Origin of the sequence: Serratia sarumanii (assembly GCF_029962605.1) — a bacterium.
GTDB classification, from domain to species: Bacteria; Pseudomonadota; Gammaproteobacteria; order Enterobacterales; family Enterobacteriaceae; genus Serratia; species Serratia sarumanii.
Window position 1 is genome coordinate 2,609,845 of sequence record NZ_CP124750.1, and the last position, 24,514, is coordinate 2,634,358.

The 24,514-nt window shown below is 59.5% G+C and carries 26 protein-coding genes; 15 read left to right on the top strand and 11 right to left on the bottom strand.

All coding sequences use genetic code 11. From position 1 onward, the window contains the following. Positions 1-103: 103 nt before the first annotated feature. Complete coding sequence (locus SSARUM_RS12415) at positions 104-373, bottom strand: hypothetical protein (RefSeq protein ID WP_128884762.1); 270 nt, start codon at positions 371-373, stop codon at positions 104-106. Positions 374-491: 118 nt separating this feature from the next. Here SSARUM_RS12415 and ydgH point away from each other — a divergent pair, with 118 nt between their 5' ends. From ydgH to SSARUM_RS12435, 4 genes are all read left to right on the top strand, one after another. Beyond that, positions 492-1,442, top strand: a complete 951-nt coding sequence (gene ydgH, locus SSARUM_RS12420) for a DUF1471 family protein YdgH (RefSeq protein WP_004938291.1) — start codon at positions 492-494, stop codon at positions 1,440-1,442. Between the two features lie 244 nt (positions 1,443-1,686). After that, positions 1,687-3,078: an amino acid permease gene (locus tag SSARUM_RS12425; RefSeq protein WP_060425793.1), complete on the top strand. Its 1,392-nt coding sequence runs from the start codon at positions 1,687-1,689 to the stop codon at positions 3,076-3,078. A 217-nt stretch (positions 3,079-3,295) separates the two neighbouring features. Beyond that, positions 3,296-3,781, top strand: coding sequence for a hypothetical protein (locus tag SSARUM_RS12430; protein ID WP_039565969.1), 486 nt, complete (start codon positions 3,296-3,298; stop codon positions 3,779-3,781). A 33-nt stretch (positions 3,782-3,814) separates the two neighbouring features. Further along, positions 3,815-4,210: a pyridoxamine 5'-phosphate oxidase family protein gene (locus SSARUM_RS12435; RefSeq protein WP_033648425.1), complete on the top strand. Its 396-nt coding sequence runs from the start codon at positions 3,815-3,817 to the stop codon at positions 4,208-4,210. 99 nt (positions 4,211-4,309) lie between these two features. Here the strand turns inward: SSARUM_RS12435 and SSARUM_RS12440 are convergent, their stop codons facing one another. Then, positions 4,310-4,720: a hypothetical protein gene (locus tag SSARUM_RS12440; RefSeq protein ID WP_060430130.1), complete on the bottom strand. Its 411-nt coding sequence runs from the start codon at positions 4,718-4,720 to the stop codon at positions 4,310-4,312. A gap of 184 nt (positions 4,721-4,904) precedes the next feature. Here SSARUM_RS12440 and folM point away from each other — a divergent pair, with 184 nt between their 5' ends. The 4 genes from folM to SSARUM_RS12460 all read left to right on the top strand — a co-directional run bounded on the left by folM (position 4,905) and on the right by SSARUM_RS12460 (position 9,263). Continuing rightward, complete coding sequence (gene folM, locus SSARUM_RS12445) at positions 4,905-5,627, top strand: dihydromonapterin reductase (RefSeq protein ID WP_060387796.1); 723 nt, start codon at positions 4,905-4,907, stop codon at positions 5,625-5,627. 75 nt (positions 5,628-5,702) lie between these two features. Further along, positions 5,703-6,428, top strand: coding sequence for a two-component system response regulator RstA (gene rstA / locus SSARUM_RS12450; protein ID WP_033634655.1), 726 nt, complete (start codon positions 5,703-5,705; stop codon positions 6,426-6,428). Beyond that, the gene (rstB, locus tag SSARUM_RS12455; RefSeq protein ID WP_033648428.1) at positions 6,425-7,729 is read left to right on the top strand and encodes a two-component system sensor histidine kinase RstB; all 1,305 of its coding nucleotides are present in this window, start codon (positions 6,425-6,427) and stop codon (positions 7,727-7,729) included. Before rstA ends, rstB begins: the two co-directional genes overlap by 4 nt. Positions 7,730-7,763: 34 nt before the next feature. Then, positions 7,764-9,263 (top strand): carboxypeptidase M32, encoded by a 1,500-nt coding sequence (locus tag SSARUM_RS12460; RefSeq protein ID WP_060430132.1) that lies wholly within the window; start codon positions 7,764-7,766, stop codon positions 9,261-9,263. A gap of 169 nt (positions 9,264-9,432) precedes the next feature. Here the strand turns inward: SSARUM_RS12460 and SSARUM_RS12465 are convergent, their stop codons facing one another. Continuing rightward, positions 9,433-10,338, bottom strand: a complete 906-nt coding sequence (locus tag SSARUM_RS12465) for an alpha/beta fold hydrolase (RefSeq protein WP_033648430.1) — start codon at positions 10,336-10,338, stop codon at positions 9,433-9,435. 185 nt (positions 10,339-10,523) lie between these two features. Here SSARUM_RS12465 and asr point away from each other — a divergent pair, with 185 nt between their 5' ends. The 3 genes from asr to SSARUM_RS12475 all read left to right on the top strand — a co-directional run bounded on the left by asr (position 10,524) and on the right by SSARUM_RS12475 (position 11,905). Further along, positions 10,524-10,799: an acid resistance repetitive basic protein Asr gene (gene asr, locus SSARUM_RS12470; protein WP_033648431.1), complete on the top strand. Its 276-nt coding sequence runs from the start codon at positions 10,524-10,526 to the stop codon at positions 10,797-10,799. A gap of 85 nt (positions 10,800-10,884) precedes the next feature. After that, complete coding sequence (gene ydgU, locus SSARUM_RS24665) at positions 10,885-10,965, top strand: small membrane protein YdgU (RefSeq protein ID WP_455677416.1); 81 nt, start codon at positions 10,885-10,887, stop codon at positions 10,963-10,965. A 127-nt stretch (positions 10,966-11,092) separates the two neighbouring features. After that, positions 11,093-11,905 (top strand): trypsin-like serine peptidase, encoded by an 813-nt coding sequence (locus SSARUM_RS12475; RefSeq protein WP_033634660.1) that lies wholly within the window; start codon positions 11,093-11,095, stop codon positions 11,903-11,905. 96 nt (positions 11,906-12,001) lie between these two features. Here SSARUM_RS12475 and hrpA read toward each other — a convergent pair whose 3' ends face one another. Continuing rightward, entirely contained in the window at positions 12,002-15,889 is a 3,888-nt protein-coding gene (hrpA, locus tag SSARUM_RS12480; RefSeq protein ID WP_071998135.1) for an ATP-dependent RNA helicase HrpA, read from the bottom strand. A 269-nt stretch (positions 15,890-16,158) separates the two neighbouring features. On the opposite strand from hrpA, the gene azoR reads away from it, so the two are divergent. After that, the gene (gene azoR / locus SSARUM_RS12485) at positions 16,159-16,764 is read left to right on the top strand and encodes an FMN-dependent NADH-azoreductase (protein WP_033634661.1); all 606 of its coding nucleotides are present in this window, start codon (positions 16,159-16,161) and stop codon (positions 16,762-16,764) included. On the opposite strand, the gene SSARUM_RS24620 is transcribed toward azoR, so the two are convergent. The 5 genes from SSARUM_RS24620 to SSARUM_RS12505 form a co-directional block, all read right to left on the bottom strand. Next, entirely contained in the window at positions 16,761-16,898 is a 138-nt protein-coding gene (locus SSARUM_RS24620) for a hypothetical protein (protein ID WP_107685448.1), read from the bottom strand. The two genes, azoR and SSARUM_RS24620, sit on opposite strands and share 4 nt — an antisense overlap. Then, on the bottom strand, positions 16,883-17,206 hold the full coding sequence (locus SSARUM_RS12490) for a YdbL family probable chaperone protein (protein ID WP_048321624.1): 324 nt from the start codon (positions 17,204-17,206) through the stop codon (positions 16,883-16,885). Before SSARUM_RS12490 ends, SSARUM_RS24620 begins: the two co-directional genes overlap by 16 nt. Positions 17,207-17,214: 8 nt before the next feature. Further along, on the bottom strand, positions 17,215-17,412 hold the full coding sequence (locus SSARUM_RS12495) for a YnbE family lipoprotein (RefSeq protein WP_025302979.1): 198 nt from the start codon (positions 17,410-17,412) through the stop codon (positions 17,215-17,217). After that, positions 17,409-20,021, bottom strand: coding sequence for a YdbH family protein (locus tag SSARUM_RS12500; RefSeq protein WP_049234360.1), 2,613 nt, complete (start codon positions 20,019-20,021; stop codon positions 17,409-17,411). Before SSARUM_RS12500 ends, SSARUM_RS12495 begins: the two co-directional genes overlap by 4 nt. A gap of 317 nt (positions 20,022-20,338) precedes the next feature. Then, on the bottom strand, positions 20,339-21,169 hold the full coding sequence (locus SSARUM_RS12505; protein WP_060426105.1) for a LysR family transcriptional regulator: 831 nt from the start codon (positions 21,167-21,169) through the stop codon (positions 20,339-20,341). 139 nt (positions 21,170-21,308) lie between these two features. Here SSARUM_RS12505 and SSARUM_RS12510 point away from each other — a divergent pair, with 139 nt between their 5' ends. The 3 genes from SSARUM_RS12510 (at position 21,309) to hslJ (ending at position 23,213) form a co-directional block, all read left to right on the top strand. Further along, entirely contained in the window at positions 21,309-21,599 is a 291-nt protein-coding gene (locus tag SSARUM_RS12510) for a putative quinol monooxygenase (RefSeq protein WP_060426103.1), read from the top strand. Between the two features lie 142 nt (positions 21,600-21,741). Next, complete coding sequence (locus SSARUM_RS12515; protein WP_016927571.1) at positions 21,742-22,734, top strand: 2-hydroxyacid dehydrogenase; 993 nt, start codon at positions 21,742-21,744, stop codon at positions 22,732-22,734. Between the two features lie 50 nt (positions 22,735-22,784). Next, a complete protein-coding gene (gene hslJ / locus SSARUM_RS12520) occupies positions 22,785-23,213 on the top strand; it encodes a heat shock protein HslJ (protein WP_033653061.1) in 429 nt (142 codons plus the stop codon). A gap of 29 nt (positions 23,214-23,242) precedes the next feature. Here hslJ and SSARUM_RS12525 read toward each other — a convergent pair whose 3' ends face one another. Further along, positions 23,243-23,497: a DUF333 domain-containing protein gene (locus SSARUM_RS12525; RefSeq protein WP_015377999.1), complete on the bottom strand. Its 255-nt coding sequence runs from the start codon at positions 23,495-23,497 to the stop codon at positions 23,243-23,245. Positions 23,498-23,996: 499 nt separating this feature from the next. Beyond that, positions 23,997-24,329, bottom strand: coding sequence for a multidrug efflux SMR transporter SsmE (ssmE, locus tag SSARUM_RS12530; protein WP_033634669.1), 333 nt, complete (start codon positions 24,327-24,329; stop codon positions 23,997-23,999). Positions 24,330-24,514: the final 185 nt, after the last annotated feature.

Consider the following 24,514-nt stretch of genomic DNA (forward strand, 5'->3'; position numbering starts at 1 on the left):
CCCATAGCACGGCGTCACCGGCGGGCGTGGCATTAACTTGCCCGCACTGATTTCAGACGCCAACTATAACCTACTGAAAATAAGGTCGATGATCCATAATTGCTTACGCATTCAGCTCTGTTTTTACATAAAAACGCCGCGCGTGATATGACAAATCGCAATTTACTGTGAAAAAATCCATACAGAACAGCGCATTCTGCGTGACAAGAGATTTACGCCCGGCGTAACGATTTATGGCCATGCGCGGCGTAAAAGCATAAAAGTTATCATTTTGTGAATAATTAACATTAATGACACCAAAGCCGTTATTATGGAAACTTATGAGGATGGCGCCATCCGTGCGCCCGGCGTCACCGTCGGCGATTTGTCGCACGGGATAACATAAAATGCTGAGACAGTTTTCAGAATTACATGTAATAATCGACGGCTGAATTACACTTAAACAGTTCAGTACGTTATAAACGTTAATGCGCTAGGCGAAAGGATTTTTTATGAAGCTGAAGACCACGATCATCGCGTCAGCCTTGTTATCACTCACCGCGCTGTCTGCTCATGCGGCGCAAGAGTTAACTCCTGAGAAAGCAGCGGCGCTGAAGCCGTTTGATCGCATCACGATTACCGGCCGCTTCAATGCCATCAATGAAGCCGTCGACGCCGTATCCCGCCGTGCAGACAAACTGGGTGCCGATTCCTTCTATATCCAGGACAGCAACAACAGCAACAACGGCGGCAACTGGCGCGTCACCGCAGACCTTTATCATAAAGATGCGCCAGAAGTGAGCAAAACACCAAAATACCGCGTATTTAACGGCGTGAACGAACTGCCTAAAGAGGAAGCCTATCTGCTGGAGCCTTACGATACCGTGAGCGTCAGCGGTTTCTACCGCAGCCAGCCGGACATCAACGACGCTATCTCCAAAGAAGCGAAGAAAAAAGGCGCCGCCTCGTTCTTCATCGTGCGCCAGGTTGACGCCAACTCCGGCGGCAACCAGTTCGTTACCGCCTACATCTATAAGGCCGATGCGCCAAAACGCCGCGTGCAGAGCCCGGATGCCATTCCGGCCGATTCTGACGCCGGCCGCGCCGCGCTGGCCGCCGGCGGCGCCGCTGCCGCGAAAGTCGAAATTCCTGGCGTCGCGTCTTCCGGTTCGCCAAGCCGCGAAGTGGGTCGTTTCTTTGAAACCCAGTCTTCTACCGGCCAACGCTATACCGTCACGCTGCCTAACGGCACCAAGATCCAGGAAGTGAACAACGTGACCGCCGCGCAGATGGTGCCGTTCGATTCCGTCACCTTCACCGGCCACTTCAACAGCATGACCGATGTCTCCACCGAAGTGGCGAAACGCGCGGCCGAGAAAGGCGCCAAGTACTACCACGTCACCCGCCAGTGGCAGAACAAGAGCGGCGGCAACCTGACCGTCAGCGCCGATCTGTTCAAATAAAACCCGCTTTTCGGTTTACCATCGGGCAGCCCTTGAGCTGCCCGTTTTTATTGCCGCTTTTTTCATCGTGCGTTGAATAGTTTTTTGTAAATTCCGCATATTCAATCATTGCATCTCTAATCATCCCTCCGTAAAATTTGCGCCAATTTTTAGGGCTATTGTCTATTCGCGCAGTGGTAGTTAATACATTGTTGCCACCAAGCAGTTCCCTTCCAGTTGTTTATTCTGCGTTCAGGATCCGTCATTGGAAAAAAAACTCGGTCTTACCGCGCTAACCGCTTTGGTGCTCAGCTCAATGCTGGGCGCCGGCGTGTTCAGTCTGCCGCAAAACATGGCGCAGGTCGCCAGCCCCGCCGCGCTGCTGCTGGGTTGGGGGATCACCGGCGTCGGCATTCTGTTTTTGGCCTTCGCCATGCTGTTGCTTACGCGTTTGCGTCCGGATCTGGACGGCGGCATTTTCACCTATGCCAAGGAAGGGTTCGGCGAGCTGGTGGGCTTCTGCTCCGCCTGGGGTTACTGGCTGTGCGCCGTGATCGCCAACGTCTCGTATCTGGTGATCGTGTTCGCGGCGCTGAGTATCTTCACCGATCGCGGCGGCAGCGTGATTCTCGGTGACGGCAATACCTGGCAGGCGCTGATCGCCGAATCCGCCCTGCTGTGGATCGTGCACGCGCTGGTGCTGCGCGGCGTGCAAACCGCCGCCAGCATCAATCTGGCGGCCACCCTCGCCAAGCTGTTGCCGCTGGGAATGTTCGCCGTTCTGGCGGCGATCGCCTTTAAAATGGACGTGTTCACGCTGGATTTCAAAGGCATCGCCCTCGGCAAGCCGGTGTGGGAACAGGTCAAGGACACCATGTTGATCACCCTGTGGGTGTTTATCGGCGTGGAAGGCGCGGTGGTAGTTTCCGCCCGCGCCCGCAATAAGAAAGACGTGGGCCGCGCCACTATGCTGGCGGTGCTGTCGGCGCTGGCGGTGTATCTGATGGTGACGCTGCTGTCGCTGGGCGTGGTGCCGCGCAGCGAACTGGCCGAAATGCGCAATCCGTCGATGGCGGTTCTGATGGTGGAACTGATCGGCCCGTGGGGTGACGTGCTCATCGCCGCCGGCCTGATCATTTCCGTGTGCGGCGCCTACCTGAGCTGGACCATCATGGCGGCGGAAGTGCCGCTGCTGGCCGCGCAGCACGGCGCGTTTCCGCGCGTGTTCGGCAAGCAGAACCGCCATCATGCCCCGTCCTCTTCGCTGTGGCTGACCAACATCGCGGTGCAGCTGGCGCTGGTGCTGATCTGGCTGACCGGCAGCAACTATAACTCGCTGCTGACCATCGCTTCGGAAATGATCCTGGTGCCTTACTTCCTGGTTGGCGCGTTTCTGTTCAAGGTGGCTTACCGCCGCCGCGACAAACGCCTGATCTTCGCCGCCACCGGCGCCTGCGTCTATGGCCTGTGGCTGCTGTACGCTTCCGGGCTGATGCACCTGCTGATGTCGGTGCTGCTGTATGCGCCTGGGCTGTTGGTGTTCATGTATGCCCGCCGCGGCCATCGGGACATCAATCTGCTCAACCGGCTGGAAAAGAGCAGCATTTTCTTGCTGCTGGCGGCCACGCTGCCTGCCGGTTGGATTATGCTGCACTAAAATCGCCTGTCGATGCGGCTGCCCGTCAGCCGCATTTCGTTTCCCCCTTCTTTCCTCGTTACCCCGCTACCCGTTGTTGATCCGTCAGTTGCTCCTCTTGCGATCTTAAATGCAATTAATTATCATTATCATCTGAGCATTAACGGCAAGACGCGAGCGCCCCTGCCGAGAGGCGTCAGGAGGCGGGTTTAGACCGGCTGAAAATGGAAGGCATTTCATGGCTGAAAAACTGCTGCACGCATTACCCTTGTTTACCGCCTGGGAAGCGCTGATCGCCGAGGGCAACACGGCATTCAATCAGCGGCGCGATCGCCTGGCGATGGCGCACTACCAGCAGGCGCTGGAGGCCGCTCAGGCGCTCGTCGCCGAGCGGCCCTGGCAAAACGCGGAATATACCGAACGGTTTGACGCACTGCATCTTTTCGAATCCACCCTGGCCGCGCTGATCGTCACGTTCAACAACATCACCCATCTGCGCCTGCGGCAAAAGCCGCTTCGCGGCGTAGAACCCCACGTGCATCAGGCCCGGCTCGCCATCGAGCAACTGATGGACGACACCTCGCTGTGCGAACAGATGCAGCAGATCGCCGAACGGCACCTGCTGCGGTTCCGAATTGAAACGCTGCAGGCGCTGCGCGAGCACCGGCTGCCGGGAACCAGCGTCTGCGCGCCCGCGGCGAACCATTCCGCCACCGTGCATTAACAACGCCACCACGACCTGAGGGGTAATCTGCCAATGAATGAATTGAATGATGAGATGAAAAAGATGCTGGCCAAACAGCTGCCTGTGCAGGCGACCAGCAGCCCGAGCGGCGTGCCCGATATCGGCCCCAAGCGCTCTTTGCGCCTGTATGACGACCGTACGCTGATTTACAACGAAAATACCGGCGGCCAGACGCTGCAAAATATCAGGGAAGGATCGAAAATGGCCGTCGTGGTTATCGATCGCGAGGCGCTGGACGGTTACCGCTTTGTCGGCACCCCGGAACTGTTCCTGGCGGGCAAGCCGTTTGACGATGCGCTGGCGTTTGCAGAAAAAAATGGAATAAAGCCGCCGAAATACGCAGTGCTGATTCATATAGACGGCATTTATACCCTACGCTCCGGCCCCAATGCCGGGACCCGGCTTTAAAGGCAGGCCGCTACGCGGCGCGGAATATCTCGTTCATGGTTAGGCTATCGCGGCAAGTCAATTGCCTAACCATCAACGAGTGGCCGGGTTGATTCCCGGTCAGCTTTTAGGGGGAATGGTGACGGTCATGCGCTCACCCACCAGGGCGATCGCGATGCCTTCCGCGCACTCTTTCTGAATGGCCGCCAGCTGCTGCGCCTCCAGCGCATAGGGCAGCTGAATATCAAATACCGTCAGGCCCTGCTGCTGCGCCAGGTCAATCAGGCGCACAATGTTGGTTTCATCGCTGACCTGGGTTGACACCACCTGCAGCGCCAGCTCTTTCAACTGCTCTTTGCGCGTTTGTGACGTGGTCACGCGCGATTTCAACACCATGCCGAAGATCGGCATCACACCATAAATAGCATCAACAAAGCGCCAGTGCTTCCTGCACGATGCGGACAGAAAATCCATATAGTCGAAACAGATTTTCTCACTGCGCGCGATGGATGCAAGGTGATTGTTGTTCATCCCCTCATTCCTCTCATGGCCAGTGTTAACCCGTGGTCTTTCAAGCCGCCGCCGGGCGACAACCTGAAATGCATTGGGGATCTTACATCCAGAAATGGATAATCATGCGAAGCTTTAACGACTTTCCGCCGTATGATGGCATAATTCCCCTATTGTTTGCCAGTCTGTCCAGGAGCTTTAATCAATGGAACACCCCAACTCTGCCCCGGTGCTGATTACCGGCGGCGCGCGGCGCATCGGGCTGGCGCTCGCCAGAGCGTTTCTCCAGCGCGGCGTTCCCGTCATCATCGCCTATCGCAGCGAATATCCGGCGATGGCCGAGTTGAAAGCCTTGGGCGCCTGCTGCATTCAGGGCGACTTTTCCACGCACGAAGGCATCTACCGTTTCGCCGACCAGGTGCGGCAGGTGGCGCCCAAATTGCGCGCGGTGATCCACAACGCCAGCGCCTGGCAGGCAGAGTCGCCGCAGGTGCCGCCGGAACAGGTGATGGCGACGATGCTGCAAATTCACGTCTATACGCCCTATTTGCTCAACCAACTGCTTGAAACCTGCCTGACCGGCCAGGGCCAGGCCGGCGCGGACATTATCCATCTCACCGACTACGTGGTGGAAAAAGGCAGCGACAAACACATCGCCTACGCCGCCAGCAAGGCCGCGCTGGACAATATGACCCGTTCGTTCGCCCGCAAGCTGGCGCCGGAGGTCAAGGTCAACGCCATTGCGCCGGCGCTGATCATCTTCAATCCTGGCGACGACGAGGCTTATCGCCAGCAGGCGCTGGCGAAATCGCTGATGAAGGTCGCGCCGGGCGAGAGCGAAGTGGTCAACCTGGTGAACTACCTGATGGAGAGCCGCTACGTCACCGGCCGCACCCACGGCGTCGACGGCGGCCGGCCGCTGCGCTGAGGCCAAGATCCGCATGGCGCATCGCCGCGGGCCGCGCTATGCTGAAATCCGCTTTTCTTATTAAAACACGGGCATATGCATAAAATTGTTTTTGTGGAAGACGATCCCGAAGTCGGCAAACTGATCGCCGCCTATCTGGGCAAACACGACATCGAGGTGCTGATCGAGCCGCGCGGCGACAGCGCGCAGGCGCGCATCGCGCACGAGCAACCCGATTTGGTGCTGCTGGACATCATGCTGCCCGGCAAAGACGGCATGACGCTGTGCCGCGATCTGCGCCCCACCTTCCCCGGCCCGATCGTGCTGCTCACCTCGCTCGACAGCGACATGAACCATATCCTGTCGCTGGAGATGGGCGCCAACGACTATATCCTGAAAACCACGCCGCCGGCGGTGCTGCTGGCACGCCTGCGTTTGCACCTGCGCCAACACGGCCAACAGCCGAAAGAAGAGTCGGTTCAGCCGCTCACCCAGCACAACGCGCTGCATTTCGGGCTATTGTGCATCGATCCGGTCAACCGGCAGGTCACGCTGGGCGAAGAAACTGTCACGCTGTCCACCTCGGATTTCGATCTGCTGTGGGAACTGGCGACCCACGCCGGGCAGATCATGGATCGCGAGGCGCTGCTGCAAAACCTGCGCGGCGTGAGCTACGACGGCATGGACCGCAGCATCGACGTGGCGATCTCCCGCCTGCGCCGCAAGCTGTACGACAACGCGCTGGAGCCGTTCCGCATCAAGACCGTGCGCAATAAAGGTTATCTGTTCGCCCCTAACGCCTGGGCATCGGTGCAACAATGAGAAAACTTTTCGTCCAGTTCTTCCTGTTGCTGTTCGTCTGTTTTCTAGTGATGGCGATGCTGGTCGGCCTGGTGTACAAGGTGACCGCCGAGCGCGCCGGCCGCCAGTCGATGGACGATCTGATGAAAAGTTCGCTGTACCTGATGCGCAGCGAGCTGCGCGAAATCCCGCTGAAGGACTGGAACAAGACCATCGCCACGCTGGATCTCAACCTGTCGTTCAAGCTGCATATCGAACCGCTCGGCAAACAGGAACTGAGCGAGGATCTGAAAAAGCGGCTGCGGCTGGGGGAAATCATCGCCCTCGACGATCAGTACACCTTTATGCAGCGCATTCCGCGCAGCCACTATGTGTTGGTGGTCGGCCCCATTCCTTATCTGTTCTACCTGCATCAGATGCGCCTGCTGGATCTGGTGTTGCTGGTGTTTATCGGCATGTCGCTGGCGCTGCCGGTGTTTCTGTGGATGCGGCCGCACTGGCAAGACCTGCTCAAGCTGGAAAACGCCGCCCAGCGGCTCGGCGCCGGGCATCTAGATGAACGCACCCACTTCGATCCTACCTCCAGCCTGAGCCGGCTCGGCGTGGCGTTCAACCAGATGGCCGACAACGTCAATACCCTGATCGCCAGCAAGAAACAGCTGATCGACGGCATCGCGCACGAGCTGCGCACGCCGCTGGTGCGCCTGCGCTACCGGCTTGAAATGAGCGATAACCTGTCCGACAGCGAGCAGCAGGCGCTGAACCGCGATATCGGCCAGTTGGAGTCGCTGATCGACGAGCTGCTGACCTATGCCCGTCTGGACCGTCCGCAGGTTGCGTTAAACATTGAACCCATCGATCTGCCAAAGTGGCTCGAGGACAAGGTCGATGATATCCGCCTGATCCATCAGGATCGCGACATCCAGCTCGATATCCCGCACGTCGGCGACTTCGGCGGCGTCGATCTGCGCCTGATGGAGCGCGTGCTCGACAACCTGGTCAACAACGCGCTGCGCTATTCCGAACAGCGGCTGCGCGTTGGCCTGTGGTTTGACGGCGACCTCGCCTGCTTGCAGGTCGAGGATGACGGGCCGGGTATCCCGCCGGAAGAGCGCGAACGGGTGTTTGAACCTTTCGTCCGTCTCGATCCCAGCCGCGATCGCGCTACCGGCGGCTGCGGGCTGGGGCTGGCCATCGTCCATTCCATCGCCGTCGCCCACCAAGGACAGGTGTTCGTCGAAGGCAGTTCGCTCGGCGGCGCCAGCTTCCGTTTCTGCTGGCCGGTGAAGCCGACATTCAGTTTAAAAGCCGATCTGGCGTAATGCCGCCAGACCTTCTCATTGGAGCCGAATAATAATGACATCTGCACATTCCAACACGTCTGCTTACGATCACCTGCGCGCCCTGTTCAGCCGGCTGTCGCGTTTCGGCCACCTGTCCGCCATCGCCGGTTGGGACATGCAAACCATGATGCCGCCGGGCGGCAGCAAGGCGCGCTCCGAAGCGCTGGCCGAGCTGAGCGTGCTGCAGCACCAGATTTTAACGGCACAAAGCACCGGCGCGCTGTTGGATCGCGCGCAGCAAGAGACGCTGGACGAACTCGACCGCGCCAACCTGCGCGAAATGCGCCGCCAATATGAAGACGCCGTGCTGCTGCCGGCCGCGCTGGTCGAAGCCAAATCGCTGGCCGGCGCGCGCTGCGAACACGCCTGGCGCGCCCAGCGCCCGGCCAACGACTGGGACGGCTTCGCCGAAAACCTGCGCGAAGTGGTCAAGCTCAGCCGGGAAGAAGCGCAGATCCGCGCACAGTCGGCCGGCACCAGCCGTTACGACGCCCTGCTAAACCTGTATGAACCGGGCATGCGCAGCAGCGATCTCGACCGCATCTTCGGCGATCTGAAAACCTGGCTGCCGGATCTGTTGCAGCGCGTGGTGGCCAAACAGGCTAACGAGCCCTGCCAGGCGCCGCAGGGTCCGTTCAATGTGGACACCCAGCGCCAGCTTAGCCTCAGCGTGATGAAGCTGCTCGGTTTCAACTTCGACAACGGCCGCGTCGACGTCAGCGCCCACCCGTTCTGCGGCGGCGTGCCGGAAGATGTGCGCATCACCACGCGTTACAACGAGAAAGAGTTTTTGACCGCGCTGCTCGGCATCGTGCACGAAACCGGCCACGCCCGCTACGAGCAGAACCTGCCGCGCGATCTGCTCGGCCAGCCGGTCGCCCTGGCTCGTTCCACCGCTATCCACGAATCGCAAAGCCTGCTGTTCGAAATGCAGCTGGCGCGCGGCGATGAATTCCTGAAGATCTTGCGTCCGTTGGTCACCGCGCAGTTTGGCGAACAGCCGGCGCTGGAAGAGGCCAACTTTATTCGCCTCAACCAGCGCGTTAAACCGGGCCTGATCCGCGTCGACGCCGACGAGGTGAGCTATCCTGCCCACGTCATCCTGCGCTACGAAATTGAAAAAGCGCTGATCGAAGGCGATATCGAGGTGGAAGACATTCCGGCGCTGTGGAATGAGAAGATGCAGGCTTATCTCGGCCTCGACACCATCGGCAACTACCGCAACGGCTGCATGCAGGATATTCACTGGACCGACGGCGCCTTCGGCTACTTCCCGACGTACACCCTCGGCGCGATGTACGCCGCGCAGCTGTTCCACAGCGTGCGTCAGGCCCTGCCTTCGCTGAGCGAAGATATCGCCGCCGGCAACCTGCAGCCGCTGTTCCACTGGTTGCAGCACAATATTTGGCGCCACGGCAGCCGTTTCCCGACCGAAACGCTGATCGCCAACGCGACCGGCGAAGCGCTCAACCCGCGCTACTTCCGTCAGCATTTGGAAACCCGCTACCTGTAATCTCTCCTGGCGCGGCCCCGGCCGCGCCCTTTTCCCGCCTGCATGACCGGATAATGTTTCATAGCGCGCATTCCTTGCCGACAACGCCTTGGCTACAGAGTGGCGGCTGGCTACTCACCATAAGTATGTTGTAACTAAAATAGCAAAAAACGCCGGGCTTTCCGGCCTCTCATCCCAGCGCATGACGGGCGATCATCGCCGCCAGCTGCGGCCTCAATGGCGCGGGCAGGTCATGCCCCATGCCCGGCATGATATGCAATTTGGCGTTGGCGACCGCACGGGCGATCGCAACCCCACCCGCCTTGCGCACCAGCCGGTCGCGATCGCCGTGAATAACCAGCGTCGGCGCGGCTATGCGCCGGCTATAACGACGCAGATCGCCGCTGCCGAGCAACGCGGAAAGTTGCCGCTGCATGCCTTCCGGATCCACGCCCCGCTTCAGCAACCGCGTCACCAGCGTATCCAGCTCCGCCTCCTCCGGCGGATAAAATCGGGTGCCGAGCGCGCGCAGGAAGGTTTTCATCCCCTCGTGGCGCTGCTGCAGCGTCAAATCGGCCGCAGGCCGGCGCACCAACAGCCATAGCAGCGAAGGGGCCGGCGGCGGTAACAGCGGTTGATTGGTGCTGGAGAACAAGATGCATAACGAGGCGACGCGCTGCGGGTATTCGGCGGCCAGCACCTGGGCGATCATCCCCCCCATCGAAGCGCCCAGTACGTGAGCCTGCGGAATGCGTAAATGATCGAGCAGATGCGCCGCGTCCGCCGCCATGTCCGCCAGGGTATAAGGCACCGGCGTTTGCCAACCGAGCTGGGCGCGCAACATCAGCAGCCACAACGGCTGCGTACGTTGTGCCTGCGTTTTGCCGGAAAGGCCGACGTCTCGGTTGTCATAGCGGATCACCCGAAATCCCTTGGCCACCAGGGCGCGGCAGAAGTCGTCAGGCCACAGCAAAAGCTGTGCGCCGATACCCATGATGAGCAGCAGCGGCGGGTGCGCCTCATCGCCCCAGTCCTCATAGGCCAGCGGCACCTCGCCCTGTTCGGTCACGCCACAACGAATTGATATCTCGTTCATGTTAAATCCTTTTTACCGTGCCTGGCGGTCATTATAACAGCAATCCCACTCCCCACCGCCGCCCTGTACATTAGGTTACATGCCGAAACCAATCACTCACGGAAAGGCGGACGCCGTTTGCCTACTATCATTTCAACGGCCCCGCAGTGGGGTTGATACCCAAAAGCCATATTGAGGATTCTGCGATGAAAAAAGTATTAGCTCTGGTTGTTGCCGCTGCAATGGGTCTGTCTTCCGTAGCTTTCGCTGCCGAGGCTGCCACCACCGCACCTGCGGCTAGCGCAACCACCGCCACCGCTGCGCCGGCTAAAGCCCAGGTGAAACACCACGGCAAGAAAGCCCCGGTTCAGAAAGCTCAGGCGGCCAAAAAGCATCACAAAAAAGCCGGTGCGAAAGCCCCGGCCCAAAAAGCCCAGGCGGCTAAAAAACACCACAAGAAAGCCAGCCACAAAAAGGCGTAACAACGTGAGGATCCCCTCACCGTTTCAGGCTTGACGTGTACAACACCCGGTTCGCCGGGTGTTTTTTCATCGGGGGTTCGCATTGATGCTGCGCCGCTACCTGTTCGAGATCGTTCTGACCGCCCTGATCCTTTGCGGACTGATCGCCGTCTTTTTTTACCTGTAGCCTGCCGCATCGCCGGCGGGAAATTATTGAAAAATCAATTATTGCCCATCCACACGGATGCTAAATCAGTCTATAGTTAGCATTCAGTGTGTTTATGGATGATCCGTATTTGTCAGGCAAGAGATCTATGCGCAAATCCGTTTTACTGTTGCTGTGCTCACTCCCGCTCATCGCTGCTCAGGCGGCACGTGCCGACGGCCCGTCCAAGGCCGAGCAAACGCGTCTGTTTTTCGGCAAAGATGAACGCATCAAGGTCACGGATACCACCGCCCAGCCCTGGCAGGCCATCGGCCAGGTCGAAACCGCCAGCGGCAATCTGTGTACCGCCACGCTGATCTCCCCACACCTGGCGTTGACCGCCGGCCACTGTGTGCTGGCGCCGCCGGGGCAACTGGATAAAGCCATCGCCCTGCGCTTCGTGGCGGGTGATAAATCCTGGCGGTATCAAACCGACAATATCGAAACTCTGGTCGACAGCAAGCTGGGCAAAAAGCTGAAGCCGGACGGCGATGGCTGGATCGTGCCGCCCGCCGCCGCCGCTTATGACTTTGCGCTGATCCGTCTGAAAGACAAAAAGCCGCTGCCGATCGCACCGTTGCCGCTGTGGCAAGGCGACAGCAAAGCGCTGACCCAGGCCCTGAAACAGGCCAAGCGGTTGATTACTCAGGCGGGTTACCCGGAGGATCATCTGGATGACCTCTACAGCCACCAAAACTGCAAGGTCACCGGCTGGGCCCAGCAAGGCGTACTGTCGCACCAGTGTGATACCCTGCCCGGCGACAGCGGCTCACCGCTGCTGTTGAAAACCGCCGACGGCTGGCAGTTGATCGCCATCCAAAGCTCGGCGCCGGCGGCGAAAGATCGCTACCGCGCCGATAACCGCGCCCTGGCGGTGCCCGGCATCCGCGAAGCGCTAGACGCCCTAGCGGCGGGCAAATAGCTCTCGTAACGGCGCATCAAGCGCCGTTGCTGTTTCTCTGTTCTCTGAATTTCAACTTGCGCTGCGCCGGCCGTTTGCCGGCCGGCGCGCCCGAACTTAGCCCGAAAGCTGCTCGATAGTTTGCATAATGCGCTTGTCGGAGATCGGGTACGGCGTGCCCAGCTGCTGCGCGAACAGGCTGACGCGCAGCTCTTCGATCATCCAGCGCACCGCTTTCACCTCTTCCTCCTGCTGCCGCTTTGGCGGCAGCTTGTTCAGCCACTGCTGCCACGCCTGCTGCACCTGCTCAACCCGCAGCATCTGCGCGCGATCGCGATGCGGATCGATGGCCAGTTTTTCCAATCGGCGTTCGATCGCCTGCAGGTAGCGCAGCGTGTCCGGCAGGCGTTTCCAGCCGTTGCCGGTGACGAAACCGCGGTAAACCAGGCCGCCAAGCTGGGTTTTGATGTCCGACAACGCCAGCGCCAAGGACATGTCCACCCGGCCTTTCAGCCGTTTGTTGATGTTGAAGACCGCCGTCAGGATCTGCTCAACCTGCCTGGCCACCTCGACGACCGTGTCGTTCAGCTCGGCGCGGATCTGCTCCTGCAGGCGCGCAAAGCCTTCCTCTTGCCAGACCGGGCCGCCGTGTTCGGCGATCAGCTTGTCGATACCGCACGAAATGCAATCGTCAATCAGCTCAAGCACCTTGCCGTACGGGTTGAAGTAGAGCCCCAGCTTGGCCTTGTTCGGCAGCTTTTCATGCAGGTATTTGATCGGCGAAGGAATATTCAGCAACAGCAGGCGGCGCGTGCCCTGCCACATCGCCTGTTGCTGCTCGCTTTCGCTGTCGAACAGGCGGATCGCCACGCTGTCCTTTTCATCCACCAACGCCGGGTAAGCCTTCATCGAATAGCCGCCGCGCTTCTGCTCGTAAAACGCCGGCAGTTGGCCAAAGCTCCAGACATGCAGATTGCTCTGCTCAAGCCCATCGTCGGCCACCGCCGACAGCGTCTCCTGCACCTTCTCTTTCAGCTGCAGGCGCAACGCGGCCAGGTCTTTGCCTTCGCGCAGCGTCTGATTTTTCTCGCCCACCACGCGGAAGGTCATCTTCAGGTGATCGGGTACCTGATCCCACTGCCAGTCATCACGTGACACGGTCACGCCAGTCATGCGCCGCAGCTCGCGCTCCAGCGCGTCCAGCAGCGGCAATTCCAGCGCAGTGACGCGGCCAAGGAACGCCTCGGCGTAGTTCGGCGCCGGCACGAAGTTGCGGCGCACCGGTTTCGGCAACGATTTGATCAGCGCAATCACCAGCTCGCGGCGGATGCCGGGGATCTGCCATTCGAAGCCCTGCTCCTCCACCTGGTTGAGGATCGGCAGCGGAATGTGCACCGTCACGCCGTCGGCGTCGGTGCCCGGTTCAAACTGGTAGCTCAGCCGCAGCTTGAGGTTGCCCTGATGCCAAAAGTTCGGGTAATCGAGCGCGCTGATCTTATTGGCGCCGTCCTTGATCAGCATCTCTTTTTCGAAGTTCAGCAGATCCGGCTGCTGTTTGGCCGCGCTCTTCCACCAACTGTCGAAATGACGGCCGGAAACCACGTCGTTGGGGAGACGGCGATCGTAGAAGCCGAACAGCGTTTCGTCATCCACCAGGATGTCGCGGCGGCGTGATTTATGCTCCAGCTCCTCCACTTCGGCGCGCAGCTTTTGGTTGTCGCGGAAGAAGGCGTGGCGCGTCTGCCAGTCGCCCTCCACCAGCGCATGGCGAATAAACAGCTCACGGCACAGCAGCGGATCAATGGAGCCGTAATTGACCTGGCGCGCCGCGACGATCGGCAGGCCGAACAGCGTGACCTTTTCGCTGGCCATCACCGCCCCCTGCGACTTCGACCAGTGCGGTTCGCTGTAGCTGTGTTTCACCAGGTGCTGAGCCAGCGGTTCGATCCATTCCGGTTCGATGCGCGCAGCGATACGCCCCCACAGGCGGCTGGTTTCCACCAGTTCGGCCACCATGGTCCACTTCGGCGGCTTCTTGAACAGGCCGGAGCCGGGGAAGATGGAGAAGCGGGCGTTGCGTGCGCCGGTGTATTCCTGCTTGTCCGCATCCTTCTGACCAATGTGCGACAGCAGGCCGGTCAGCAGCGCGGTGTGCACGCTGCGGTAGTCGGAAGGCGTGCTGTTGATCGGCAGCCCCAGCTCTTTCACCACCTGGCGCAGCTGGGTGTAGATATCCTGCCACTCGCGCACCCGCAGGTAGTTGAGGAAATCGTTGCGGCATAGCCGGCGGAACTGGCTGGAGGAGTTCGCTTTTTGCTGCTCCTGCAGATAATCCCACAGGTTGACGAACGCCAGGAAGTCCGAGTCCTTGTCGGCGAAGCGGCGGTGTTTTTCATCCGAGGCCTGCTGCTTGTCCATCGGGCGCTCACGCGGATCCTGAATCGACAGCGCGGCGGTGATGATCATCACCTCGCGCACGCTGCCGCTCTTCTGCGCTTCCAGCACCATGCGCGCCAGACGCGGGTCGATCGGCAACTGCGCCAGCTGGCGGCCCTGCGGCGTCAGCTGATAGTGGCCGTTGTCGGCGGTGGCGATCGCCCCCAGCTCTTCCAGCAGGCGCACGCCATCCTGAATGTTGCGCTTGTCCGGCGCCTCGACGAACGGAAACGCGGCAATGTCGCCCAGCCCCAGCGAGGTCATCTGCAGAATGACCGAAGCCAGGTTGGTGCGCAGAATTTCCGGATCGGTAAACGCCGGCCGCGACAGGAAATCCTGCTCGGAGTACAGGCGGATGCACACCCCTTCCGATACGCGGCCGCAGCGCCCTTTACGCTGGTTGGCAGAAGCCTGCGACACCGGTTCGATCGGCAGGCGCTGCACCTTGGTGCGGAAGCTGTAGCGGCTGATGCGCGCGGTGCCCGGATCGATGACGTACTTGATGCCCGGCACCGTCAGCGAGGTTTCCGCCACGTTGGTGGCCAGCACGATGCGGCGGCCGTGGTGCGACTGGAACACCCGGTTCTGCTCGCTGTTCGACAGGCGTGCATACAGCGGCAGCACCTCGGTGTGCGGCAGATTGAGGCGGTTCAGGGCGTCGGCGGTATCGCGGATCTCGCGCTCGCCGCTCATGAAGATCAGAATGTCGCCCGGCCCTTCGCGGCCAAGCTCGTCCACCGCATCGAAAATCGCCTGCAGCTGGTCGCGATCGGTATCGTCGCCGTCGTCGACCACCGGGCGGTAGCGCACCTCCACCGGGTAGGTGCGGCCGGAAACCTCGATGATTGGCGCATTGTTGAAATGGCGCGAGAAGCGCTGCGGATCGATGGTCGCCGAGGTGATGATCACCTTGAGATCCGGGCGCTTCGGCAGCAGTTCGCGCAGGTAGCCGAGAATAAAGTCGATGTTGAGGCTGCGCTCGTGCGCTTCATCGATGATCAGCGTGTCGTACTGCATCAGCAGGCGGTCCTGCTGAATTTCCGCCAGCAAGATACCGTCGGTCATCAGCTTGACCAGGGTATTTTCTCCTACCTGATCGTTGAAGCGCACCTTGTAGCCGACGCTGCCGCCGAGCGGGGTTTCCAGCTCGTCGGCGATGCGGTTGGCGACGGTGCGCGCCGCCAGGCGGCGCGGCTGGGTATGGCCGATCAGCCCTTTCACCCCGCGCCCCAGTTCCAGGCAGATCTTCGGCAGCTGGGTGGTTTTCCCCGAGCCGGTCTCCCCGGCGACAATCACCACCTGGTGATCGCGGACGGCGTTTAATATGTCCTGCTTTTTTTGGCTGACCGGCAGGCTTTCCGGATAGGTAATGCGCGGGCAAGACGCGGCGCGCGCCTGCACTTTTTGACGCGCCGCCGCGATGTCGCTTTCTACTTCGGCGGCCACCGCCAACTGGGCATCGGGATTTTTGATTTTTCGTGCGCCCTGCAGGCGACGACGCAGACGTTGTTGATCGCGGAGCATCAGCTCACCCAGTTGGGCCGGCAGTGCCTCGAGCGGAGATTTCACGTTCGGTGTTCCTTGTTTCTTCGCCGCCAAGGCCAGGCTTGGCAACGGTTTGATGTTTTTTTAGCGATTTTTTTGCTTTAGCCGCACAGCCTATCACAAACGGCTTTCTCCCCCTACTTTCGCGAGTAAAGCCTCGCCATGTCATTCAATAAAATCGAACGAAGATCTCGAAATATTGCGCTATCACTGTTGGAGGAATGTGAATAGCATGTACTCCATGCAAGGGACGCTGAGTCCTGATGTCACTGTCACAACGTAAGGAATTATCGATGAGCAACGTATTGGTTCTGAAATCAAGCATCCTGGCGACCTACTCTCAGTCTAACCAACTGGCCGATTTCTTCGTAGAGCAATGGAGCAACGCCCACAGCGGCGACACCATCACCGTGCGCGATCTGGCCGCACAGCCCATCCCGGTGCTGGACGGTGAACTGGTCGGCGCGCTGCGTCCTTCCGATGCTCCGTTGACCCCGCGTCAACAAGAAGCGCTGGCCCTGTCGGACGAGCTGATCGCCGAGCTGCAGGCCAATGACGTCATCGTGATTGCCGCGCCGATGTACAACTTCAACATCCCGACCCAGCTGAAAAACTATTTCGACCTGGTTGCCCGCGCCGGCGTGACCTTCCGTTACACCGAAAACGGTCCGGAAGGCCTGGTGAAAAACAAACGCGCGGTGATCCTGACCAGCCGCGGCGGCATTCATAAAGGCACCCCAACCGACCTGGTGGAACCTTACCTGCGTCTGTTCCTGGGCTTCATCGGCATTACCGACGTGGAGTTCGTCTTCGCGGAAGGCATCGCCTACGGCCCGGAAGTGGCGACCAAAGCACAGGAAGACGCCAAGGCGGCCCTGTCTCAGGTGGTGTCTGCCTAAGATCCTGCGCAGGGGCGCCGCGCCCCTGCCGGACAAGAAGCAAGTCCTGTCAAACCTGCACTACCCTCATAATAATCATCTATCCGTATCTCTTGGCGCGCCAGACGGCGCGCTTTTTTTATTTCTTCAGCCACTGGCCGTTGATGCCGCGCACATACTCGCCGCTCTGCGCCCGCGTCACCAGCTTCTGCCCGGCCATGCGCGCCACTTCGTCGACGGCGATATGGTTGCCGTCCGCCACTTCCTGATACTTCTCGGCGCGGCCGGCGTTGATGCGCTTCACCAGCGCCAGCGTTTCCGCGTCCTGCTTCACCGGGGCGATATAGCCGCTCAGGGTTTCGCCCACCCGCCCTTGCTGCTTCGCCTCATCCAGCGTCAACGCCATCGCCACGCCGCTGAAAAACCAGGCGGCGCCGGCCAGCCACAAATAACGTTTTTTCATGTCGGCTCCTAGAACAGACCGCTTTGGGTTTTCAGCAGGTTTTCGACGTCCTTATCCACCTTGATATGAATTTCATGCTCGATCTTGACGTTCATATTGATGGTGATCGGATCCTTCGGCGTCGCCACCTCGATGCGCGGCACGCAGCCGCTCAGCAGCGAAACGCACAGCACCGCTGCCAGCGTCGACACACTCATGATTTTCATTGTTGCTCCCCAGGTTGTGAGAGGGCCTGCTCCAGCCACTCCTGTAAATTGTCGCCGAAGCGCAAACTGCGCCACAGCTGAAACACGTTTTCCTGATGCCGATAGTTCAGGATCACCTCGCGCTTGGCGTTCTTCTGCGGGTTGATGCCGTCGATACGCGCGCTCAGCGTCAGTTCGCCCAGGTTGTCGAGATCGACCCGGGCGTGCGAACGGTTGATTTCCATGTAGCGCAGCCAGTCGATCGCCGCGCCGGTCGCCAGGTTGTTGCTGCCGATGGCGTCGGCCATGTCTTTGTCCAGCCGCAGCGTCAGGGTGCCGGCGTTGGCGATCCAGCCGTTTTGCACCAGCCATTTCGGGTGGTTCAGGAACAGCGGCAGCTCACCGTCGACGCGGCCGGACATGGCGAACTGCTTCGGCTTCAGGGCGGTAAACAGCGCGCTGAGATCGACCTTGTCCAGCTTCAGCACCGCGGCGTCATGCTGCGGCAACCGCAGCGCCGACAGGCTGATATGCCCGTTGAGCATGTCCACGCCGACGTTGCTCAACGTCAGCGGCTGCCCTTCGCTATAAGGATAGGTGCCCTGCAGATCGGCGGAAATGTTCTGCATCTCGAACAGGTTGCTGAAAGACTTGATGCGCAGCGACACCGGCTGTTTGGCCCCCAGCAGCCACTGATGCTGCTTGAACCGGTACGATAGGATAAAGTCCAGGCCGCTCATTTCGCCGTCTTTCAGCCACATGCCGCCGTTTTTCACCACCCAGTGGCCGCCGGCCTCGAAGCCCTGCTCGCGGGCGGCGGAAAACGCCGACTGCGCATAAAACTCGCCGTCGCGCAGCGTGAGATTGAGATCCGGCGCGAGCAGCGGCTGGAAGACCTTCAGCGACTGTTTCGGCCACCAGGCTTCACCGCGCAGGCGTTCGCCGTCCCAACGGCCGCGCAGCGCGATCGGCCCGATCTGCTGCGCCTGCAGTTTGCCCTGCAGCTGGAAACTGTCCGGCGAAAGGCCGTTCACCTGCAACGCCAGCACCGGCGCCGGCAGATGGCCGCCGTCGCTGAAGCTGACCTTATCCGCCGCCAGTTGCAGCTCGCCGTTGAACTGCGGGCTTTGTTCATCACGCCGCCAGCGCAGCGGCCGGTTGAGGCTCAGGCGCGGCGCGGCGACCGTCACCAAACCATACTTCAATTTATCGAAACCGGTGGAGAGCTTGTCGAGCACCAGCTCGCTGTCCTGCCAGCGCCCGCTGCCGGCGACGTCCCAGGCGGCCTGCAGCGGCGGCAACCGGCCGTTGCCCCAGTAACGCCACTGCCAGTCGCCCTTGTCCGGCCAGAAATCCTGCGCCTGGCCGTCCAGGTGCAGCTTGAAGCGCCCCCAATAGCTGTCGCTGGCGTTCAGAATCGCCTGCAGGCGGCCGGTGATACCGGCGGCGGTCACCTTCACGCCCGCCAGCGGCAAACGCGCCTCTTCCAGCGTCATTTCCGGCGTCACCTTGCCCCACAGGCGCAACAGCGCCCCTGGCTGCAGCACCAGCGTCGGGTTGAGAATGCTGCCGCCGATCACGCCCGGAATCGACGCGGTGGCGGAGAAGTCGGCCAGATTGGCCTGACCGGTCAATTGGAAGCGCAGATCGCTGTCGGTCAACCCTACCTTGCCCGGCCCGAGGGTGAGCACCGCATTGCCCTTGCCGTTGTGGCCGGCGGTGATCACGTTCAGCCGCGCGCTGATCTCCGTTTCATCCCACCCTTTGCTCCAGTCGTGCAGCGCAACGCTCAGGCCGCCGTTCAACGGCTGCCCGCTGTACGGCCAACGCCACTCGCCCTGCCTGATGCTGACCCGCTGCGGCGCGACTTCCCACGGCAGCACCGCCAGCGGCCGATCGTCGCCTTTTTCGCTTACCGTCAACACGCCCTGCCGCTGTTGCCAGCGCATGTCCAGCAATACCGGTTTTTCCAGATAGGCGGTCTGCATTTCCCCCTGCAGCGCGCCCTGCGTCGGCAGGCTGGCCAGATCCAGCGGAATGGTTATCTTGCCGGCGAGACGCAGCGGTTGCGCGCTGTTGGGCGGGACGACGGTCAGGCTCTGCAACGTCAGCTGCTGTTTTTCATCCAGCTGCGCCTCGGCGCTGAGATTCGGCCCCTGATAATGCAGGCGTTGCCCGTCAGGGCCGGAGGAAAGCTGCAGCTTGCCGGCATAACGCTGCCAGGGAACCAGCGTCAGGTCATTAATGGTGAGGTCCAGCGGCGGCAGCTGTTGCTGCAGCTGATCGAGCGCCAGCGGCGCGCTGTTGGCATCGCCGCCCGGCAGTTTTGACAAACAGGCGCTATCGACGCTGACCTTATCGCTCGACAGCTGCCAGCGGCCCTGGCGATAAGCCAACCGCGTCGGCCCGACGTTGGCCAGCAGGCAATCTTGCGCGGTGAAACGCGCCCCCGCCAGCGCCAGGCCGCCCTGGCGCCAGTGCAATTTGCCCTGCAACTCCAGGCGGCTTCCCGCCGGCAACCAATGCGATAACACGCCCGGCAGCCAGCGCGGCAAAGTTTGCCACAACGCCAGCACCAGAATTGCGCAGCCCGCCACCGTCCCTATGAATACTTTTAATCGCCTGGTCATTAAATGATTGCTTCGTTCCTGAGTTAGGCATTGGTTAAGTCTATGCCTGAATTGACAATAATGATGGCATGAATTTGACATAGGGTGAAGCTGAGCGGGGTCGCAGCGGCGATTTGCACCTTTTTGGCGCAAACGTGTGCGGAGTTGTAGATTTTCGTTACATATGCATCACATAAACAGGACAGTTTTCAGACTTTTGTTATTGTCGTTGCCATTGATGATTAATAGTCTTGCAACCATTCTAATAAAAGTTCAGCTGCTAGCTAACTGTGTACTAGAGAAGCCATTCCCCACACCCCCGTGGGGATTTTTTTGCCTTAATGCCGAATCACGGCGTCAATAAAATCGTGCAATATGCGGCTGTCGCTCGCTTTACGCCAGATAGCATAAATATCGCTGCGCATTTCATTCCCGCATTCTATGTATGCAACCTTTCGCTGCCGCGCCAGGCTTTCGGGCACAAACGCATAGCCTAATCCCGCTGTTACGCAGGCAAATATCACGTCGTAGCATTCCACCTCCAGCAGCGCGGCGGGGATGACTTGCTGCTTCTGCAGCCAGGCGTCCACCAGATGGCGATAGTGGCATTGCCGCGAATAAACATAGAGATCGCTTTTTGCCAACAACGCCGGCCGACATGCCCCGCCAATGAAGACCAAACGCTCCTGGAAAGCACGCCGGCTCTGCATCTGCGGATGTTCGATCGGCCCATCTGAAAACACCACGTCCAGCGCCCCTTTTTGCAGCTGAAACTCCAGATCCAGCGAATAACCCTGCACCACACTCAGCTGAACGCGGCGATTCTGCGCACGGTAATGGGCCAACTTTTGCGGCAAATGATGACTCAACGCGATATCCAGCGCGCCAAGCCTCAGTTCGCCCTGCACCGGATCCTGTTCAAACTGCGCTCGCGCCCGCTCCTCGACCGCCAAAAAACGCTTGGCTTTATGGTAAAGCGCCCGGCCTTCCGGCGTGAGCGACAGCCGATTGCGCTCACGCTCGAACAGCGTGACGCCGCACGCCATTTCCAGCTCTTTTAATTTCTTGGTCACGTTAGAGGGCACGCAAAACAGCCGCTCCGCCGCGGCCGTGAGACTCTCCGACTCCACCACCATGCAAAAGGTGGCTAACTGGGCACGTTTAAACATCTTAAGCCTTCACCAAAAGTGAACGATTCACGAACTTTATTTCACTTTTAGTCAGCCATCAAGTCCGTAAAATCCTCGCTGTCAGCACAATGCTGCCCCTGGAGATATCCAGTTTCATTACCGACCGAGGAAATCAATCATGATTACGCTCAACGTCTTTTTTCAGGTCAATCCGGCCAAGCGGCAAGCGTTTCTGCGCCTGCTCAACACCATGGTGCAGGAATCCAATAAAGAAACCGGCTGCTCTTTTTACCAGCTTTGGCAATGCCAGAGCGATGAGAACAGCTACGCGCTGATCGAAAACTGGGACGATAAGGCGGCGCTTTCAGCACACCAGAAAACGCCTCATTGGATCGCCTTTAACGATGTCGTTAACAGTTATTTGACCCATGATTACGATGAGCATCATTACACGGAAATCGCTCGTTAAAACCGCGTGAACCGGCCCAATGCGGGCCGGTTTCACTCCCCTGTCTGATAGAACAAGCCCCGCGCGGGACAAACTGCTAACCAATTGTCGAATTTACTAAAATCTGTTAAATTGATCACAAAATCACGGTGGAGAAACCACGATGAAATTGGCGATATACAGTACCAAACAGTATGACCGTAAATATCTCGAACTGGTGAATCAGCAGTTTGGCTATGAGCTGGAATTCTTCGACTTTTTACTCAGCAAAAAAACCGCCAAAACGGCCGCCGGTTGCAAGGCGGTGTGTATCTTCGTCAACGACGACGGCAGCCGTGAAGTGCTCGAAGAACTGGCGGCGCTGGGCGTCGAAATTCTCGCCCTGCGCTGCGCCGGTTTCAATAATGTCGATCTGGACGCCGCCAAAGAACTGGGCATCAAGGTGGTGCGCGTGCCGGCCTACTCACCGGAAGCCGTGGCGGAACACGCGGTAGGCATGATGATGTGCCTGAACCGCCGTATTCATCGCGCCTATCAACGCACCCGCGACGCCAATTTCTCGCTGGAAGGGCTGATCGGCTTTAACATGCACAACCGCACTGCCGGCGTGATCGGCACCGGTAAAATCGGCGTGGCGACGATGCGCATTCTGAAAGGCTTCGGCATGAAGCTGCTGGCTTACGACCCGTTCCCGAGCGAACAGGCGCTGGAACTGGGCGCGGAGTATGTCGACCTGAAAACGCTGTACGCGCAGTCCGACGTGATCACCCTGCACTGCCCGCTGACGCCGGAAAACCACCATCTGCTGAATGCCGACGCCTTTGCGATGATGAAAAACGGCGTGATGGTGATCAACACCAGCCGCGGCGCGCTGATCGACTCCACCGCCGCCATCGACGCGCTGAAGCAGCAGAAAATCGGCGCGCTGGGAATGGACGTTTACGAGAACGAACGCGATCTGTTCTTTGAAGACAAGTCTAACGACGTGATTCAGGACGACGTGTTCCGCCGCCTCTCGGCCTGCCACAACGTGCTGTTTACCGGCCATCAGGCCTTCCTGACCGAAGAGGCGCTGACCAGCATTTCGCAAACCACGCTGCAGAACATCAGCCAGTTGGATCGCGGCGAAGCCTGCCCGAACCAGTTGAACGCCTGAGCGTCACCTCGGGGCGCCCTTGCGGCGCCCTGTTTATTTGAGAGAACGCGATGAGAAAAACCACGGTAGCCGCCCTTGCGGCGCTGGCTTTAGCGGGGTGCAGCATGAAACCACATACGGCCGTCACGCCGGGCGATCTGCTGCATCACAACTTCGTGTTGCAGAGCGTGGATGGCGAAACGGCGAAGCCACCGGCGGGCGGCGGCCTGCTCAATCTGGAGTTCGGCGAGAACCTGCATGTCTCCGGCGCGATGTGCAACCGCTTCTTCGGCCAGGGGCAATTACGCGACGGCGTGCTGACGGTGAAACCGCTGGCCACGACGCGCAGGCTGTGCCCTGATGAACAGCGCAACCGCTGGGATCGAGTGATCGGCACCGTGCTGGAAAACGGCGCCGAAGTGACGCTAAACGCCCAGCAGCTGACGCTCAACGGCAGCGGCCACACGCTTATCTACACCCTGCGCGATTGGGTGTATTGATCCTGCGCGCCAGGCCTGGCGCCGCGGGCTTACCCGGCGCAGCTGCCCAGGCCCAGCGTGCGTTCTTCGCACTGCTTGCCGTTCGGCATCTGGCACATGCGCAGCGCTTCACCGTTCAGGTTGTGCGCGATGGTGGTGACGCCGCCGACCGCCGCGCAACCGGCGCTGGTCTGCAACGTATTGATTCTGGCACTGTTGCCCTGCTGTACTGGCTCTTCGTTATTGCTGCTGCAGGCGGCTAAAAGCAGCACGGCGCTGGCAAGCAGCCATTTTGATGTTGTCATTATCCCACTCCTGAACCCGGAACTGCGCTGTGTAAAATCGCCATTGCTGATAACGCGCGTCACTTGGCGGACACGTTTCGCTATCTTTGATGCAAACTTGTTTAATCTAGCTCGATATATAAATAATGAAAATATATTCCAGCCATTATTTGTCGTTTTTTTGCGTCGGCCGGACATTTATTTTGTTTGCAGAATATTTCCGCACCGGCGCGCGGTGCCAAACGTGACGGCGCCACCCGCTGCCAGGCCCCGGCCGCACGCAGGAAGTGATAACGTCACCGCTGCCGACCAGGAAGTTTCTCTCGCGATATCGGTATTCGTTATCTTCGCGTGCTTTCAGTGATACGGCGCATTTTTTGCTACCGGAGAGGACGATATTTGCGTCTATGCTGGCGGCGCTAAGTAATTAGCATTCCACTATTTTCAGTGAATGATGGCTGAATTCTTCAACCGGCGCGACTTGCTGTCGCGCCGGCCTTTTTTCACATTAAAATAACACTCAGTGCACCGTGGCTTTCGACAGTAAATTAATCACCAGCACGCCGGCAATAATTAATCCCATGCCGACGATCGCCGGCCAATCCAATTTTTGCTGATAAACAAATACCGCGGCGACCGACACCAGCACGATCCCCATGCCTGACCAAATCGCATACACGATGCCCAGCGGCATACTCTTGACCACCATCGACAGCCCCCAAAATGCCACGCCGTAGCCCAGCACCACCAGCAGCGACGGCCACAGGCGGGTAAAGCCCTCGGAGGCTTTCAACATGGTGGTGGCGATCACTTCCGCGACTATCGCCATCGTCAAATACATAAATGCGCTCATGATTTTCTTCTGTCAGTTTGCCGATGCGCAATTATGACGTGCCGGAAATAAATTGTCTTTAAACGGTGAAAACAATTTATTGCCGCCGGCCCCCAATCGACGAGGAAATAGGCCTTTGACGATTTGTCACCCGCCACACAAACACGATAAAGCCGCGTTCAAACCCTCTGTTAGACTTTTTTCCA

Bases quoted from the DNA above. Each gene is read 5' to 3' on its own strand.
- ydgH (WP_004938291.1), top strand. From the start codon at position 492: ATGAAGCTGAAGACCACGATCATCGCGTCAGCCTTGTTATCACTCACC.
- SSARUM_RS12430 (WP_039565969.1), top strand. From the start codon at position 3,296: ATGGCTGAAAAACTGCTGCACGCATTACCCTTGTTTACCGCCTGGGAA.
- SSARUM_RS12435 (WP_033648425.1), top strand. From the start codon at position 3,815: ATGAATGAATTGAATGATGAGATGAAAAAGATGCTGGCCAAACAGCTG.
- SSARUM_RS12440 (WP_060430130.1), bottom strand. From the start codon at position 4,720: ATGAACAACAATCACCTTGCATCCATCGCGCGCAGTGAGAAAATCTGT.
- folM (WP_060387796.1), top strand. From the start codon at position 4,905: ATGGAACACCCCAACTCTGCCCCGGTGCTGATTACCGGCGGCGCGCGG.
- rstA (WP_033634655.1), top strand. From the start codon at position 5,703: ATGCATAAAATTGTTTTTGTGGAAGACGATCCCGAAGTCGGCAAACTG.
- rstB (WP_033648428.1), top strand. From the start codon at position 6,425: ATGAGAAAACTTTTCGTCCAGTTCTTCCTGTTGCTGTTCGTCTGTTTT.
- SSARUM_RS12460 (WP_060430132.1), top strand. From the start codon at position 7,764: ATGACATCTGCACATTCCAACACGTCTGCTTACGATCACCTGCGCGCC.
- SSARUM_RS12465 (WP_033648430.1), bottom strand. From the start codon at position 10,338: ATGAACGAGATATCAATTCGTTGTGGCGTGACCGAACAGGGCGAGGTG.
- asr (WP_033648431.1), top strand. From the start codon at position 10,524: ATGAAAAAAGTATTAGCTCTGGTTGTTGCCGCTGCAATGGGTCTGTCT.
- ydgU (WP_455677416.1), top strand. From the start codon at position 10,885: ATGCTGCGCCGCTACCTGTTCGAGATCGTTCTGACCGCCCTGATCCTT.
- SSARUM_RS12475 (WP_033634660.1), top strand. From the start codon at position 11,093: ATGCGCAAATCCGTTTTACTGTTGCTGTGCTCACTCCCGCTCATCGCT.
- azoR (WP_033634661.1), top strand. From the start codon at position 16,159: ATGAGCAACGTATTGGTTCTGAAATCAAGCATCCTGGCGACCTACTCT.
- SSARUM_RS12490 (WP_048321624.1), bottom strand. From the start codon at position 17,206: ATGAAAAAACGTTATTTGTGGCTGGCCGGCGCCGCCTGGTTTTTCAGC.
- SSARUM_RS12495 (WP_025302979.1), bottom strand. From the start codon at position 17,412: ATGAAAATCATGAGTGTGTCGACGCTGGCAGCGGTGCTGTGCGTTTCG.
- SSARUM_RS12500 (WP_049234360.1), bottom strand. From the start codon at position 20,021: ATGACCAGGCGATTAAAAGTATTCATAGGGACGGTGGCGGGCTGCGCA.
- SSARUM_RS12505 (WP_060426105.1), bottom strand. From the start codon at position 21,169: ATGTTTAAACGTGCCCAGTTAGCCACCTTTTGCATGGTGGTGGAGTCG.
- SSARUM_RS12510 (WP_060426103.1), top strand. From the start codon at position 21,309: ATGATTACGCTCAACGTCTTTTTTCAGGTCAATCCGGCCAAGCGGCAA.
- SSARUM_RS12515 (WP_016927571.1), top strand. From the start codon at position 21,742: ATGAAATTGGCGATATACAGTACCAAACAGTATGACCGTAAATATCTC.
- hslJ (WP_033653061.1), top strand. From the start codon at position 22,785: ATGAGAAAAACCACGGTAGCCGCCCTTGCGGCGCTGGCTTTAGCGGGG.
- SSARUM_RS12525 (WP_015377999.1), bottom strand. From the start codon at position 23,497: ATGACAACATCAAAATGGCTGCTTGCCAGCGCCGTGCTGCTTTTAGCC.
- ssmE (WP_033634669.1), bottom strand. From the start codon at position 24,329: ATGAGCGCATTTATGTATTTGACGATGGCGATAGTCGCGGAAGTGATC.